This window comes from Sphaerisporangium rubeum (assembly GCF_014207705.1).
GTDB lineage: Bacteria > Actinomycetota > Actinomycetes > Streptosporangiales > Streptosporangiaceae > Sphaerisporangium > Sphaerisporangium rubeum.
Genome location: NZ_JACHIU010000001.1, coordinates 4,319,603 through 4,334,164 on the forward strand (window position 1 = coordinate 4,319,603; position 14,562 = coordinate 4,334,164).

11 protein-coding genes and 1 pseudogene are annotated in these 14,562 nt (G+C 70.9%); 2 read left to right on the forward strand and 10 right to left on the reverse strand.

Annotated elements, in window-relative coordinates; genetic code table 11:
• Nucleotides 1–9: 9 nt before the first annotated feature.
• Together BJ992_RS18515 and BJ992_RS34555 are read right to left on the reverse strand one after the other, a co-directional pair.
• On the reverse strand, nt 10–357 hold the full coding sequence (locus BJ992_RS18515) for an urease accessory protein UreD (protein ID WP_184982683.1): 348 nt from the start codon (nt 355–357) through the stop codon (nt 10–12).
• Entirely contained in the window at nt 264–674 is a 411-nt protein-coding gene (locus BJ992_RS34555) for a hypothetical protein (protein ID WP_425503677.1), read from the reverse strand. Before BJ992_RS34555 ends, BJ992_RS18515 begins: the two co-directional genes overlap by 94 nt.
• 266 nt (nt 675–940) lie before the next feature.
• On the opposite strand from BJ992_RS34555, the gene BJ992_RS18525 reads away from it, so the two are divergent.
• Nucleotides 941–1,435 (forward strand): RICIN domain-containing protein, encoded by a 495-nt coding sequence (locus BJ992_RS18525; RefSeq protein WP_184982684.1) that lies wholly within the window; start codon nt 941–943, stop codon nt 1,433–1,435.
• Nucleotides 1,436–1,729: 294 nt separating this feature from the next.
• On the opposite strand, the pseudogene BJ992_RS32960 reads toward BJ992_RS18525, so the two are convergent.
• The 5 genes and pseudogenes from BJ992_RS32960 to BJ992_RS18550 all read right to left on the reverse strand — a co-directional run.
• A pseudogene (locus tag BJ992_RS32960) lies at nt 1,730–1,888 on the reverse strand (DUF397 domain-containing protein); the annotation flags it as partial.
• A gap of 200 nt (nt 1,889–2,088) precedes the next feature.
• A complete protein-coding gene (locus tag BJ992_RS18535; RefSeq protein ID WP_246497042.1) occupies nt 2,089–3,456 on the reverse strand; it encodes an IS4 family transposase in 1,368 nt (455 codons plus the stop codon).
• A 247-nt stretch (nt 3,457–3,703) separates the two neighbouring features.
• Nucleotides 3,704–4,777, reverse strand: a complete 1,074-nt coding sequence (locus BJ992_RS18540; protein ID WP_184982686.1) for an alkene reductase — start codon at nt 4,775–4,777, stop codon at nt 3,704–3,706.
• A gap of 302 nt (nt 4,778–5,079) precedes the next feature.
• Nucleotides 5,080–7,176: a tetratricopeptide repeat protein gene (locus BJ992_RS18545; protein ID WP_184982688.1), complete on the reverse strand. Its 2,097-nt coding sequence runs from the start codon at nt 7,174–7,176 to the stop codon at nt 5,080–5,082.
• Nucleotides 7,177–7,189: 13 nt separating this feature from the next.
• Entirely contained in the window at nt 7,190–8,434 is a 1,245-nt protein-coding gene (locus tag BJ992_RS18550; protein ID WP_184982690.1) for a hypothetical protein, read from the reverse strand.
• Nucleotides 8,435–8,945: 511 nt separating this feature from the next.
• On the opposite strand from BJ992_RS18550, the gene BJ992_RS18555 reads away from it, so the two are divergent.
• Nucleotides 8,946–11,312 (forward strand): AfsR/SARP family transcriptional regulator, encoded by a 2,367-nt coding sequence (locus BJ992_RS18555; protein ID WP_184982693.1) that lies wholly within the window; start codon nt 8,946–8,948, stop codon nt 11,310–11,312.
• Nucleotides 11,313–11,319: 7 nt separating this feature from the next.
• Here BJ992_RS18555 and BJ992_RS34335 read toward each other — a convergent pair whose 3' ends face one another.
• The 3 genes from BJ992_RS34335 to BJ992_RS18570 form a co-directional block, all read right to left on the reverse strand.
• Nucleotides 11,320–12,651: an alpha/beta hydrolase fold domain-containing protein gene (locus BJ992_RS34335; protein ID WP_184982695.1), complete on the reverse strand. Its 1,332-nt coding sequence runs from the start codon at nt 12,649–12,651 to the stop codon at nt 11,320–11,322.
• Nucleotides 12,652–12,683: 32 nt separating this feature from the next.
• Nucleotides 12,684–13,925: a metal-dependent hydrolase family protein gene (locus tag BJ992_RS18565; protein ID WP_184982702.1), complete on the reverse strand. Its 1,242-nt coding sequence runs from the start codon at nt 13,923–13,925 to the stop codon at nt 12,684–12,686.
• 90 nt (nt 13,926–14,015) lie between these two features.
• Nucleotides 14,016–14,540 carry a 3-hydroxyanthranilate 3,4-dioxygenase gene (locus BJ992_RS18570; RefSeq protein WP_184982704.1) on the reverse strand — a complete coding sequence of 175 codons (525 nt, stop codon included), beginning with the start codon at nt 14,538–14,540 and terminating at the stop codon, nt 14,016–14,018.
• Between the last annotated feature and the right edge of the window lie 22 nt (nt 14,541–14,562).

Sequence of the window (14,562 nt, forward strand, 5' to 3'; positions counted from 1 at the left end):
CCGCATCCTTCACTGCACCTTTTCAACCGGTCCTCGCAGGCCGGAGGCGGGTCGTCGAACCTCCGTCGCGGCCTCACACCTGAGGGTGACATCGCCCCTGCTCGCCATAGCGCACCACCAGGTGGTAGTGGCGTAGTCGTGTTCCATGCGGTAGAGCCGTGTGACGGTCTGGCTGGAGAAGTGCACGGTCGTGCCGGGGCCGCAGTCCAGCCCGATACGGTAACAGTCTCCCTGGAGGACACCGCCGCCGGCCGACATGAACATCACGTACGGCATGCCGGGCCGGTCCGCGTCCGGGTGCAGCGAACAGGCGGTGTAGGCATATCGCCTCCCGCCGGCCGACGAAGTCCGCGACATCGGTGACGCCGGTGTGATCGTCGGGCCATCCCGGACCGCGGTGTGCGGGCACGCGCCGGGTTCGACACCGACGACCACTCCGGGTCGAGCGTACTTGCCAGGGTGCGGCGGACCGACGCGGAAGACCACAGCTTCCGCGTATGAACCGCGGCCGGCCCACAGCCCGCCACCAGGATGTCGGCCTCCCCGACGATCGCCACCAGCCCGATCGTCCGCGAATGGCAGTAGGTCACCGTGGCGTCCCCGGCCGGCAACAACATCCCGACCGGCTTACCAAGAACGGCGCTGCGTCCCAGCACTACAGTCCGCTTCCCCACGAGTCGCCGCGACCGAGCGCTTCGCCAGTCCGGAACCTATTCCGCCTGCATCCGACTCAGAACACCGCTCGGTAGAACCTCGCGTTCAGTAGCGATCACCATCACCGTCCGGGGTATTTCGGTCCGGGCTGTCCTTCGGGATGGCGGAGACGGCTGGACCAGCCATTGTTCATCGTCCATTCTGACGTCTCCGAAACAGTTGGGAGGCATGCGACATGCGCTTATTGCGGAAAACCGCAACATCCTCGATCGCCACCCTGGTGCTTATGCTGGGTCTGATCGTGCCGTCCGCGCCGGCGTCCGCCGCCACGACCGGCCCGTACCTCCTCCGCGTCCGGCACACCGGCATGTGCCTGGAAGTGGCAGGGGCCTCTACCAGCAACGGCGCGTCGATCCAGCAGGCTCCCTGCACGTACGCGGCGAACCAGAAATGGCTCATGAACGCGCCGTGTGGTTCCAACTGCTACGTCAACTGGGTCAACCAGAACAGCGGCAAGTGCCTGGACCTCACAACCAGGCCTAACAAGATCAACGGCTCCTGGACGATGCAATGGGACTGCGACTCCGGCGTCAGCCAGCGCTTCCAGGTCCTCCCGACCGGCGCCACACTGGGCGGCCTGCCCCTCTACCACGTTCGCACGACCTGCTGCTCGGTCCTGTACCTCAACATCTCGGGCTCCTCGCCGTCCGCAGGAGCCCCTGCGCTGGTCAACCTCTATCCCGGTGACAGCGCCTGGAACGCACAGTTCACTCTCCAGTAGCGCGGACTGAACGTTTCACCAAAGCGCCATTCACGGCCGGCCTATCGGAGCCGGGAAAAATTCGGACCGTAATCGCGGAACGTGACTTCAGGTAGCGATCAACAGCCGGCAGCCCGAAGGAATCTCCCCCTTGGGCTGCCGCAGATCCATGCGGACTCGGGCCGCCTGAATTCCTCCGTCCCCACCAACACAGTGGCCGGAAACGACGAAGTACCACTCTCCCGAGCGATCCACCCAGCCCTGCCGGCACTCCGCTCAACAATGCGCCGGGGCAATTGGATCACGAAGGACAGCTCACACCGGCCGGCCGAATTCGCTGGACTTGAGTCTCACGGTGAATATCTTCCACTCACCGGCCGAGACTCCGAGCGTCGGCCCTGCCGGGGTCTTGCTGTCGCGGACGACCCGGTTGCCGTCAGCGAGTTGTGCCGCCTCTACACAGTTGTCGTTTGCCCCTGAATAGCTGTCTGGCCATCAGGTGGGGGATGTGACCCGCACAAGACGGCAAGCCCGGTAAGACGGTCTGGTTCATTCTCGCGGGGACCGTCGAGCAGGGATCCCGTGACCGTGATCGCCGGTGCCGGCTCGTCTACGGTGGCCGGCCCGTGGGGGTGTCCGGGGAGCGAGGGGGGCGGAGCCCCAATGCCGGGAAGTTAGGCGGCGAGGGTGAGTGTCAAGGGGCTGCGGATGGTGATGGTGTAGCTGGCGGTTTTGGGTTTGGGGTCGGGGTGTGTTTGTCGGAAGGGGTAGCGGACTTTGGGACGGTTTTTGACGCGTGGGCTGGTCCTTGGGCGTCGGGTTGCGGGCATGGGCCGGTTGGTGAGCATGGTGAGGGTGTAGGCCCAGTCCTGGGGGGCGTGGCGGGGCTGGGTGCCGTGTGCGGTGATGATGGTGTCGCGGGTGGTGTGCAGGGTGGTGGTGAAGCTGATCTGGTCGGGGTCCAGGCCGGTGTCCAGGGCGGCGTGGCAGGCCAGGCGGCGTAGCAGGTGGTGGGTGAGCAGCAGGGCGTAGAACTCCTGGACGATGCCGGGGACGGTGCGTGATCGCAGGGGTCGCAGTGATCCTTTGTGGATGGCTTTGAGGCCGTATAACGCGGTTTCGATCTCCCAGCGCTGGTGGTAGCAGGCCACAAGGTCGGCGGCGGGGTGGGTGCGGTGGTCCAGCAGGGTGGTCATGAGCTTGTAGGTCTGGTGGCGTGTGGTGCCGTCGGCGAGGGTCACGGTGATGGTGGCCTCGATGATGCGCACCATCTCGCGCAGGTGCCGTTCGTGCTTGTGGCCGCGGCGCATGGCCAGGTAGGACCCATCGGGGAGGTGTGCGATCACGGTGGGGGCCAAGGTAGCGGTGGCGCGCCACAAAAGGTGGGCCCCGGTCTGGCGGGCCGACCGCCACAGCCCAAGACCGATGAACCGGCGATCGGCAAGCAGCAGCATCCCCGGCGCAAGAGCGCCCAGCATCCGTTCCACCAATGCCGACTCACTCGTGCGGCAATGCCCGAACACCGCGTCCATGACGGCCCGGGTCCCGCACTCGATGGTGAGCGCGAACGCCATCTGCGGCGCACCCTCGCGCCCGCTGCCGTGCACCGGAGCCCCGAACTCCTTACGCACCGCCGCCTCATCGGCCAGATCCAGCGTGGAACCGTCCCAGGCCACCAGCCGCAACCCCCGCCACCACACCCCCGGCGTCGCAACCGGGGCAACCGGACCGCGCAGCCGATCGAACAACATCCGTACCGGCGCCTCACCCAGCCGTGCTCTGGCCTGACGCAACGCCGCCGCCGACGGCACCCCCACCCCCCGCACCGAACAACACAACGCCCGCCACACCCCTGCATACCCCCGCTCCGGGAACAAGGTCATCGCCAAGACGAAAAACACCACCACCCGTGCAGGCAACACCCGCACCCGCCGCTCACCTCGCCGGCACTCCACAAGCACCTCATCCACCAACTCCACCGGCACCCCGTCACTCAGCACCCCAAGATGCGCCGGAGCCCACACACACCCACCCACCGGCATGACACACTCACACACACGGAGCTCCTGCCTACGAACGAGATCTTGGTCGATCAACGTTCTAGCAGGAGCTCCATCCTCATCTCAGCGCTATTGACAACCAACCCCCCGCCTTAACTTCCCGGCATTGGGGCGGAGCCCTCTGGGAAACACAGCCCGAGCGGGAAGGCGCTCTGCGCCTGGAGGGGAGGACCATGCCGTAGGCGGTGTGGCTTTTCCCTGCCTCGCGGTGTGCGGAGATCGGGGTTCGTCAGGCTACGGGTTTGGTGGAGAGTGCGTAGTCGGTGTAGCCATGGTGGTCACCGCCGTAGTACGTGGTGGGGTCGGGTTGGTTCAGGGGTGTTCCGGTGCGGAGGCGGGTAACCAGGTCGGGGTTCGCCAGGAAGGCGCGGCCGAAGGCTACTAAGTCGGCGCCGTTGGTCAGGCAGTGTTCTGCGAGGCTTCGGCCGCCATCCTCTGGCAGCGTGCCGCCGGTGCTGGGGGCGGCTATCAGAGTGGTGGGCCAGGCGGCGCGGAGTTTGGCTGCCAGGGGGGTGGTGGGACCGACGCCGCCTACGTGGAGGTAGGCGAGGGTCAGGGGGGCCAGGGTGGCGGCCAGAGCGGGGTAGGTCTGGTCGGGGTCGGGGTCGGTGATGTCGTTCAGGGTGTTGCCGGGGGTTATCCGGAGGCCTACGCGGTCGGGGCCTATCGCTTCGGCGCAGGCGGTGGTCACCTGTACGGCGAAGAGGAGGGGGTCGCGGCCGTAGGGGTCGGTGCGGTGGTTGGTGTGCGGGGAGAGGAACTGGTGGATGAGGTAGCCGTTGCCGCCGTGGAGTTCCACTCCGTCGAAGCCGGCGTCGACGGCCCGCCGAGCGGCGCGCGCGAAGTCCTGGATGGTGGATCTGACTTCGGCGGTGGTGAGTTCCCTGGGGGTGGGGAGGTCGCGGCGGCCGTCCTTGGTGTAGGTCTGGCCGGCGGCGGGGAGAGGGGACGGGGCCACGGGGAGGAGGCCGTTCAGGCTGGGGTGGCCTATTCGGCCGCTGTGCATCAGTTGCGCGTAGATGCGGCCGCCTGCGGTGTGGACGGCTTCGGTGATGTGGCGCCAGGCCGTGACCTGTGCGTCGGTGTGGAGGCCGGGGGTGCGGGGGTAGCCCTGGCCCTCGAGGCTGGGCTGGGTGCCTTCGGTGATGATGAGGCCGGCGGTGGCGCGCTGGGAGTAGTACACAGCGGCGGCGGGTGGGGGGACGCCTCGGTCGTCGGCGCGGCTGCGGGTCATCGGCGACATCACCAGGCGGTTGGGGAGTGTCAGGCGTCCCAGCCGGACGGGGTCGAACAGGTCGGGCATCGTGGCACCTTCCCTTCGGATGTCGCGAGAACCCGCTGTCCCCGCTGGTCGTCCGCCGGCTCCACCGTCCGCGTGTCTCCTCGCGGCCGGCCCGCTCGCCGGTGGCCGCACGGGACGGCGCGCTCCGATGACATCCCTGAGCCGATCCTGTCAGCGGTACCGCACGTGAGGGTCGTCCCATGAACGGGGTAGGGGTCCCGGTGGCGTGGGGGCGAATCGCCACGCCACCGGGAGGCAGCGGTCCGGGGAGAGGTCGAAGGTCTCCCCCCGGTGCGGGGGTGCCGGGTCATGGGTGAGCGAGGTCAGGACGGGGTCGGCTCCATGGCACGGTGGCAGGCTTCCAGGTACTGCCTGGCCTCCTCGTCGCCGGTGGCGGCGAGGACCTTGCCGAAGTCGGTGGCGGCTTCGGCGTGGTTGCCGATGTCGTGGTGGACGACGGCGCGGTTGAAGCGGATGGCGGGTGAGTCGCTGAGGTCGACGGCGCGGGTGAGGTCGTCGAGGGCCGCGGTGAGGTCGCCGGCCTGGTAGGCGAGTTCGCCGCGCAGGGCCCAGGCTTCGGCGAGGCGGGGGTTGCGGGCCAGCGCCGAGGCCAGGGTCTCGCGTGCGGCGCCGGGTTCGCCGCGTTCGGCCAGCAGGCGGCCCTTCAGGCACAGCAGGTGTGCGTGCGCGGGGGCCAGTTCGAGGCCTTGGGTGACGTCGCGCCAGGCGGCGGCGGTGTCGCCGAGGTCGAGGAGGAGGCCGGCGCGGTTGGCTCTGGCGTCGGCGTGGGCCGGGTCGAGCTCGATGGTGTAGGAGAAGTCGGCGAGCGCGCCGTCGACGTCCCCCATCTCCAGGCGGGTGTCGCCGCGGTTGTAGTACGCCTCGGGGAACGGCGGGGACAGCTTCAGCGCGCGTTCGTACGCGGCGACGGCCTCCTCGTCGCGGTTGAGGCGGCGCAGCATGTTGCCGATGTTGAAGTGGTGCTCGGGGAAGTCGCCGTCGACCTCCAGGACGGCGTTGTAGTCGGCCAGGGCCTCCTCCAGACGGCCCATCATGCCGAGGACCTGCGCGCGGTTGTAGCGGAGCACGGTGCGGTGCAGCATGTGCTCGCCGGGTTCGAGTTCGCGGTCCAGGCGGGCCATGCCGTCCTCGAGCATGCGCAGCGCCGCCTCGGGGCTGTTCTGGCGGACCTCGACGAGTGCGAGACCGTTGCGGCCGAACACCGAGTGGAAGGCGCGTTCCTTGGGCTCCTCCAACAGGGACGCGATGGCGATGGAAATGTTCATCCACGCGCGTGCCTGCGGGTAGTCGCGTTGGGGCTCGGGGTAGTGGCGCGCGTACAGCATCGCGGTGGCGTACGCGAGCTCCATGTGCATCGCGGGGTCGATGGTGGCGGCGCGCGACTCGTCGTAGATGGCTTTGGCCTCGTCGGCGCGGCCGAGGGTGGCGAGGGTGATGCCGGTGGCGTCGGCGAAGTACCACCACTGTTCTTCCTGGGTGGCCCGGTCGACGATGGCGCGTGCGCGGATGCCGAGGTCGGCGGCGGCCTGGTAGAGGCCGACACCCCGGCAGTAGGTGACCGCTTCGCGCAGCGCGGCGAGGCCGGCGCCACCGGGGTCCGTGCCGTGCTCGGCGTGGAAGGGGATCGCGCCGAGTTTCAGGGAGTACTCGCCGGCGGCGGCCAGCGCGGCGGCGCGCTCGTCGTGCAGGCGTGCGCGTTCGGCCGGGTCCAGGGCCTCGTACGCCTCGATCTGGCGGGGGTCGTCGTCGACGCAGTCACCGTGGACGTACGCGCGGGGGTCGGGTGCGGTGGCACCGGGGTCGCCGGCGGGGGCCTCGACGGGGGTGGCGTGCCGTTCCAGCAGCGTGCCGAGAGAGATGACGATCTCGCCTGGCGGGTCGGCGACCGGTTCGAGGCCGGTGCAGGCGACGACGGTCAGCGCGCCGAGGTCGGTGCGGCGCAGCAGGACCGCGACGAGTTCCTGGTCGGTGGGGTCGGCCTGGTGGAGGTTCTCGACGACCAGGGTGCGCGGGCCGCCGCCGAGGGCCGCCAGGTGGTCGCGCAGCAGTTCGGCGAGGCCGTTGGCGATGTTGAGGGTGTGCAGCCGCGAGTAGAAGCGGGTGCGTTCGCCTTTGCGCGCGGACCATTCCAGGGACGTCCAGGCGCGCGGCACGGCGTCGGCCAGTTCCGGCGTGCTGGTCATGATCTCGATGTTGTGCTCGACGCCGAGCTCGGGGGTGCGTGCCAGCAGGTCGGGGGCGATGGCGCGCAGCAGGGTGCCGGCGGCGGTGTACGGGCCGCGCAGGCGGCGGTGCGCGTCGACCACGGCGAGCTCCGGCGGCAGGACGAGCCGGGCCCTGGCCTGGTCGCGGTCCCGGCGTCTTTCGCCCCGGATCCAGTAGTGGTCACGGTCACCCATGAGTGCGTCCCTTTCAGGCTATGACGTGGCGGAGCTCGGTCTGGCGGCGGCGGAGCCGGTCGCGCAGCGCGAGCCCGCCGAGTACGGCGAACTGGATCAGGATGAAACCGGCGAAGATCGTGGAGTCCAGCAGTTCGGCCCAGGTGGCGCCGTCGTCCACGAAGCGGGACAGCACGGCGGCACCCATCGTGTACAGCAGCGGCACGACGGCCCAGGCGAACGTGACGAGGCTGACGGTGTAGCCGCCGACGATGAGCCAGGAGTACCAGCGCGCGGCCCTGCGGTCGGCGGGGTGCCAGCGGGACTCGTCCACGAGCTTGTCGTGCCGGCCGAGCAGCCGGTTGAACCGGTTGCGCAGCAGGCGCTTGGCGGTGGTGTCGAGGTCGACGCAGCGCAGCACGGTGGACACCAGGACGTACAGGTCGGTGCGCAGGTAGAACGAGAACTGCCACAGCACGCGCAGCAGGACGGCGAACGCGAACGCCAGGCAGAACCGGCCGGCCAGGGTGAACCCGCCGCCGGGGGTGCGGCTGAGGTCGGCGGCGATGGTGCACAGCGCGATGACGACGACGTCGGCGAACATCCCGGCGACGATCGGCAGGTACCGTTTGCGGCGCGGCACGGCGACCAGGCCGTCCAGTGAGGTCTCCAGCACGATGAAGTAGAGCCTGCGGCCGATGGACAGGCTGGAGCGCAGGCCGAGCCGGCGGCCGGCGAGTGCGTGGAAACCCTCGTGCAGCAGCAGCTGCGGCACCGCGGCGATGAACAGGGTCACCTGGATGACGGTGTAGTAGTCGGTGAAGAAGACGTTCCGGTAGTCCGGCACGAGGTCGGGGTGCCTGACCATGGCGACCACGGCCCAGCCGATGACCAGGGTGTACACAACCCAGGCGAGCGGGGAGAACAGCGCGATGCCGAGGCGCCGCCAGCGCACGGGGGTGTCGGGGGCCGTCTCGGCGGGTTCGCCGGTGCGCAGGAAACCGAGTTCGGCGAGCGCGCCGATCACGTCGTCGATGTCGACGGTCTCGTGGTAGGTCTCGGCGTACCAGGCGGCGGCCTCACGAGGCGTGGCACCGTCCTCCAGCTTCCGTACCAGCGCGGCGCCGTCCGGCGGGAAGATCGCGTAGGTGTCGGTGTCCCGCCGGCCCACGGTCACCTCGTCGCCGTCCGGCAGGTGGACGAGCGGGTGCAGCGCGAGCGGCCGGCCGGGGTCGTACTGGATCGCGGCAGGGTCGTCCGGTGCCTCGGTCTCGGTCAACGGGACAGTCCTCCGTGCGTTTACTTTCGTCTTTTTCGGCGCGTTTCCCGGATGTCTTTCGGGTGTTTTCGGACGGGAGGCGCCGGACGCGGATACCGCGTCCGGCGCGCCCGACGGTGCCGGTGCTAGTTCGTCTTCTTGTAAACGGTGCACGCGGCGGCGGTCAGGCGAACCGGACCGGCCTTACGAATCTGAATCTTCTTCATGGGGACCTCCTCCCGAGGGCTCGGAAACACGTGCCAACGATGACTCGCGGCACTGGATCCGTGCCGCCAACTGGCTGGACGCGACGACATCCGGCGGCCTGTCCCGGTCCAGCGAATCGCCAGCCGGGATCCAGTCGGATGGTGTCCCCCTATATCACGACCGATTTGGTGAGTTCTTGACATTGCCCGAAACACGCGAGGTGTGGCCAGATTAGGTCACCCGACTACCTCGCATTACAGGCAGTCAAAACATATGATTCATCAGATTTCCGGCACGTGGTCCGCTCACTCGCTCCGGGGGAAACATGGCAGAGCTACGGTTTCACCTGCTGGGACCGTTACGGGTCTGGCTCCGGGAGACCGAGATCAAGATCAGCTCCGACAAGCAGCGGGCCGTGCTCGCGCTCCTGCTGCTCAAGGCCGGCACCCCCGTCCGGCGCCAGGAGATCATCGACGCCGTGTGGGGCGACGACGCGCCGGACTCCGTCATCAACCTCGTGCAGACCTACGTCGGACGGCTGCGCCGCCGCATCGACCCCGGTGACGCCGCGCGCTCGGGATCCTCCTGGCTCACCGGCCTCGGCGCGGCGTACGCCATCAGGCCCGACCGCTGCGACGCCGACCTGGCCGCCTTCCGTGCCGCCGTCGCGTCGGCCAGGCAGGCGGGGAGCCCCCATGAATCCCTCCAGCTGATGCTCGACGGGCTCAAGCTGTGGCAGGGGCCGTGCCTGTCGGACCTGGACCACGTGCTGAAGGGACACCCCTGGGTGCGCGCGGTGGACCAGGAACGCATCAACGTCCTGCTGGAGGCGGCACGCACCGCGCTGCGGCTCGGGCTGGCCACCGAGGTGCTGCCGCAACTGCGTGCCGTCGCCGAGGCCGAGCCGCTGAACGAGGCGGTGCAGTCGTGGCTGGTCCTGGCCCTCGCCGCGTCCGGCGCGCAGGCCGAGGCGCTCGCGGAGTACGACGCCGCGCGGGCCCGGCTGGCCGACGAACTCGGCATCGACCCCGGTCCGCAGCTGCGGGCCGCGCACATGCAGGTGCTGCGGCAGGAGGCCGCGCCGCCGTCGTACGACGCCGCTCCGGCCACCGGGACGCTGCGGCCCTCGCTGCTGCCGGCCGGGATCGGCGACTTCACCGGCAGGGAGAAGCTGGTCGAGCACCTGTGCGCGACCCTCACCGGACGTGCCGGGGAGCCGCTGCCGGTGACGCTGATCACCGGCCAGGCCGGGGTCGGCAAGACCACGCTCGCGGTCCACGTGGCGCACCGCATGAGCGAGGCGTTCCCCGACGGCCAGCTCTACGCCGACCTGCGGGCCACCGAGGCCTCCCCCGCGGACCCGGCGCGGGTGCTCAGCCGGTTCCTGCGCGCGCTCGGCGTGCACGCGTCGGCGATCCCCGAGGACATCGACGAGCGGGTGGACCTGTACCGCAGCCAGCTCGCCGGCCGCCGTGTCCTCGTGGTGCTGGACGACGCGGCGGGCCAGTCGCACGTACGGCGGCTGCTGCCGGGCTCGCCGACCTGCTCGGTGATCGTGACCAGCCGCTGCCGCCAGTCCGGCCGGCCGGGGGCCCGCACCGTGGACCTGGACGTGCTCACCCCCGGGGAGGCGGGGAACATGCTCGCCGCCATCGTCGGCGAGGCACGGTGCCGTGCCGAACCGGGGGCCGCGGCCGAACTGGTGCGGCTGTGCGGAGGGCTGCCGCTCGGCGTCCGCGCCGCAGGTACGCGCCTCGCCACCCGGCCGCACTGGACGCTCGGCCACTTCGCCGAGCGGTTCTCCGACGGCGGGCTGGACGAGCTCGTGCTGAAGGACCTGGACGTACGGGCCACGCTGGCGGTCGGCTACCGGCGGTCCAGTGACGCGGCACGGCGCGCGTTCCGGCTGCTCGGCGTGCTGGACCTGCCGTCGTTCTCCGCGTGCACCGCCGCCTCGACGCTGGACACCTCCCCTGACCTGGCCGAGGAGCTCATCGACGCGCTGACCGACGAGCGGCTGCTGGAGGTGGCGGGGACCGACGCCGGCGGCCGCACCCGTTACCGGTTCCACGAACTGGTGCGCCTGTACGCACGGGAACGTGCCGCAGAGGAGGAGACCGAGACCAGCGTGCGGACCGTGGTCACCCGGACGCTCGCCACGCTGCTCGCACTGTCGCAGGAGGCCGACGGCCACCTGCCGGGTTCGGCGTACACGCCGGTCCGGGGCCGCGCGCCGCGGTGGCCGCAACCCGGCCCGACCCACGAGTGGCTGATCGACAACCCGGTGGCGTGGTTCGACAGCGAACGCGCCGCTCTGGTCGCCGCCGTACGCCAGGCGGCCGCGACCGGTCAGGCCGAGCTGGCATGGGAGCTCGCCGCGTCCCTGCTGAACGCCGCGGTGCGGCGGGGCTTCTGGAACGAGCTGGAGGAGTCGCACCGGGTCGCGCTCATGGCATGCCGATGCACGGACAACCGCCTCGGCGAAGCCGTCATGATGCGCGGCCTCGCCGAACTCGAACACACCCTCGGCCACCACACCGCCTGCGCCGACGCACTCCGCGCCGCTCACACCATCTTCGCCGACCTCCGTCTCCCCGCCCCCGCCACCGAAGCCCTCGCACGCCTGAGAGCCCTCCGCCAGGCCACCCCGCCCGCACCGCACGTCCCCGCCCTGCGCCGCTCCACCGTCTGACGCGGCGTCAGGGGTGCAGGTGGCGGGCCAGTTCCTCGACGGTCGCGGCCCAGATGGGGGTGGCGGGGTCGATGACGGCGAAGTGGTCGCCGGGGTGTTCCAGGTGGATGACGTGGTCGCCGGCGGCGCGGGCCGCGGCGGTGTAGCGGCGGGCCATGTCGACCAGGTCCAGGTCGTCGTCGCGGCCCTGGACGACGAGGTGCGGCACGCCGAGCGGGAGGCGGGACAGGGGGTCGGCCGCCGCGTACACCCACGGCACGTCCTCGTGGGAGCCACCGAGCGCCGCGGCGACGGCACCGGCTCCCATGCGCCGCCGGTCGCCTTCGCGCAGGTCCACGACTCCGGCCAGGGAGACGGCGAACGCCAGCCCGGACGGGCCGGTGTCGGCCGCCAGCCGCAGCGCGAGCTGTCCACCCGCCGAGTGGCCCGCGACCGCGACCCGGCGGGGGTCGATCCGCCGGTCGGTCGTGGCGAGGTCGTGGAGCGCGGCGAGTCCGGCCGCGACGTCGGCGGTGGTGGCCTGCCAGCCGTGGTGGTCGGGACGGCGGTACTCGACGTTCCAGGTGGCGTACCCGCGAGCGGTGAGGTCCACGGCCGGCGCGTCCATCAGGTCGGCACCCCAGACCGACCGCCAGAAGCCGCCGTGCACGAGCATCACCACAGGCACCGGCCCGACGGAGGTATCGGCGATGCCGGAAACATCGCTTGTGGCGGGGAGGTGAGCGGTGTCAGAAGCGTGAGCGACGCCGGAGAGCCGCTCGGCGCCGGGACCGCCGGAGCCGGCGGAGCTCACGGGTGTGGAAGGCAGACGCAGGTCGGCCCACTGGTCGCCGGCGGGGCCGTACGGGACGCGGTGGGCCGGGTGGCGGAGGCGGTGGACGGTGTGACGGACGGCCCAGGCGAGGCCCCAGACCCCGCGGCCGGACATGTGGGTGGAGCCGGGGGTGACGTCGGTGGCGCCGGGGAGGCCGGGGTCGTACCAGACGGTGCGGGGTGCGTGCGGGCCGGGACGGGACTGCACGGGACGGACGGCGGGGTCGGGGCCGTGCAGGACCACCAAGGCACAGGACTCGTCCTTGCCGGCGGTCGAGAGGACGTCCCACAGGGAGGCGGCGCCGGTGGCCACGACCAGGCGGCCCTCGACACCGAGCGCGCGGCACTCGGCCTCGGCGACCTGCCGCAGCAGTCCCCGGTCGGCGGTCAGACCAGGAGCCGCCACGACCAGCACGTGCACCGCGGCCGTGGACTCGCCGCCGCGGGGACGGCCGGGTTCCCCGGCGGCCCTGCGTTCCTCGCCGGGACGGCCCGGCTCACCGGTGGCTGTGTGTTCCTCGTTCACCGCATCCCCCTGGGACCCATCATCACATCCGCCTAGAGGACGGCCCAGCCGGACGCGTCGTCGCGGACGACGCGTCCGCCGCTCATGACCCAGCGCACGCCGCGGAAGGCGGAGGCGGATGCCAGGGGGTCGGCGTCCATGGCGATGAGGTCGGCGTACTTGCCGGGTTCGACGGTGCCGAGGTCGGCGGCGGCGCCGAGCCAGCGCACCGGGCCGAGGGTGGCGGCGTACAGGGCCCTGGCGGGGCCGAGGCCCCCGGCGGCCATGTGTTCGAGCTCGCGCACGGTGGCGTTGGTGCCCTCGAACGGCCAGAACGGCGGCATGTCGCTGCCGAGCAGCACCTCGACGCCGGCGGCGAGCGCGGTCGCGTAGCTCTCCAGGTGGCGGGGACCGGCGTCCAGGGAGCGGCGGCGCATCCACTCGGGGACGCCGAGCTCGGCGAAGAACTCCTCGCACCTGGTGACCAGCAGCGTCGGCACCAGCGCGGTGCCGCGTGCCGCCATCAGCCCGGCGACGGGGCCGGTGAGCTGATAGCCGTGCTCGACGCAGTCCAGGCCGAGTTCGACGGCTTCGGCGATCACCTCGGCGGGGCCGGCGTGCGCGGTGACCTTGCGGCCCCACGAGTGCGCGGTCTCGATGACGGCGCGCGTCTCGTCGGCGAAGAGCTGCCGCGTGCCGATCTGTTCGTGCTCCCCCGCGATGCCACCGGAGATCATCACCTTGATCAGGTCGGCCCCGGCCTTGACCTGGCTGCGGACCCCGCGCCGCAGCCCGTCGGCGCCGTCGCACTCCAGGGTGTCGGTCCCCTCGTGGCCGTGGCCCCCGGTGCAGACGAGCGCACGGCCAGCCGTGAAGACACGCGGCCCCGGCACGCGGCCCGCGGTGATGGCGCGGCGCAGCGCGAAGTCGGCGTGGTCCTTCTCGGCGACGCAGCGCACCGTGGTGACGCCGCACAGCAGGGTGCGCCGCGCGCCGTCCGCCATGTGGAGGGCCAGGTCGTGCGGCCCCATGTCCTTGACCGTGTCACCGCCGTTCCCCGGCAGGGACAGCGACAGGTGGGTGTGCATGTTCACCAGGCCGGGGGTGACGTACGCGCCGCCGAGGCCGATCTCCCGCACGTCCCCCGCGGCGCGCGCGACCGCCGCGACCTCGGCGGCGGGGCCCACGGCGGCGATCCGGTCGCCCCGGACCCACACGGCCGCGTCGGTCACCGGCCCGGCGCCGGTCAGGACCCGCGCGTCCACGACGGTGCAGTCCATGAGCAGAGAGTCCATACCGCAGTTTTACCAGCACTTAAATATCGTGAACAAATGTTCACACCAGGTCGATCCGGCGGCTGAGCGGAAGCGGGCCGCCGGTCGCCGTCAGCCCTTGCCGGGGTGCAGCGCGCCGCACCGGCCGCAGGTGCGGGCCGTCTCGTCGTCGTAGAACGCCTGGAACACCGGCGGCAGGTCCCGCACGATGTCCCGCACCTGCAGCTCGACCTCGTGGACCAGCGCGCCGCAGGAGGGGCAGTACCACTGGAAGCGCTCCAGCGTGCCTTCCTCGCGTCTGCGCTCCACCACCAGGCCGATGGACCCGGCCTCGGGTCGTTGCGGCGAGTGCGGCACGCCGCCGGGCAGCATCCACATCTGACCCTCGCCGATACGGACGCTCCGCAGCCCGTCCTCAGTCATGACGTCGACGTGCATGGTGCCTTTGATCTGGTAGAAGAACTCCTCGTAGGGGTCCACGTGGTAGTCGGTGCGCCGGTTCGGCCCGCCGACCACCATGACGATGAAGTCCGACCCGCCGGGGAACATCTCCTTGTTCCCCACCGGCGGCTTGAGCAGGTGCCGGTTCTCCTCGATCCAGCCGGGGAAGCTCACCGGGCCGGCGATGTCACTCATGCTGCGTTCCCTTCCGCGAGTA

What these genes read in the sequence shown, in the direction of transcription:
- BJ992_RS18515 (WP_184982683.1), bottom strand. Translation starts at nt 357, where the DNA reads ATGTCGCGGACTTCGTCGGCCGGCGGGAGGCGATATGCCTACACCGCC.
- BJ992_RS18525 (WP_184982684.1), top strand. Translation starts at nt 941, where the DNA reads ATGCTGGGTCTGATCGTGCCGTCCGCGCCGGCGTCCGCCGCCACGACC.
- BJ992_RS18535 (WP_246497042.1), bottom strand. Translation starts at nt 3,456, where the DNA reads ATGCCGGTGGGTGGGTGTGTGTGGGCTCCGGCGCATCTTGGGGTGCTG.
- BJ992_RS18540 (WP_184982686.1), bottom strand. Translation starts at nt 4,777, where the DNA reads ATGCCCGACCTGTTCGACCCCGTCCGGCTGGGACGCCTGACACTCCCC.
- BJ992_RS18545 (WP_184982688.1), bottom strand. Translation starts at nt 7,176, where the DNA reads ATGGGTGACCGTGACCACTACTGGATCCGGGGCGAAAGACGCCGGGAC.
- BJ992_RS18555 (WP_184982693.1), top strand. Translation starts at nt 8,946, where the DNA reads ATGGCAGAGCTACGGTTTCACCTGCTGGGACCGTTACGGGTCTGGCTC.
- BJ992_RS18565 (WP_184982702.1), bottom strand. Translation starts at nt 13,925, where the DNA reads ATGGACTCTCTGCTCATGGACTGCACCGTCGTGGACGCGCGGGTCCTG.
- BJ992_RS18570 (WP_184982704.1), bottom strand. Translation starts at nt 14,540, where the DNA reads ATGAGTGACATCGCCGGCCCGGTGAGCTTCCCCGGCTGGATCGAGGAG.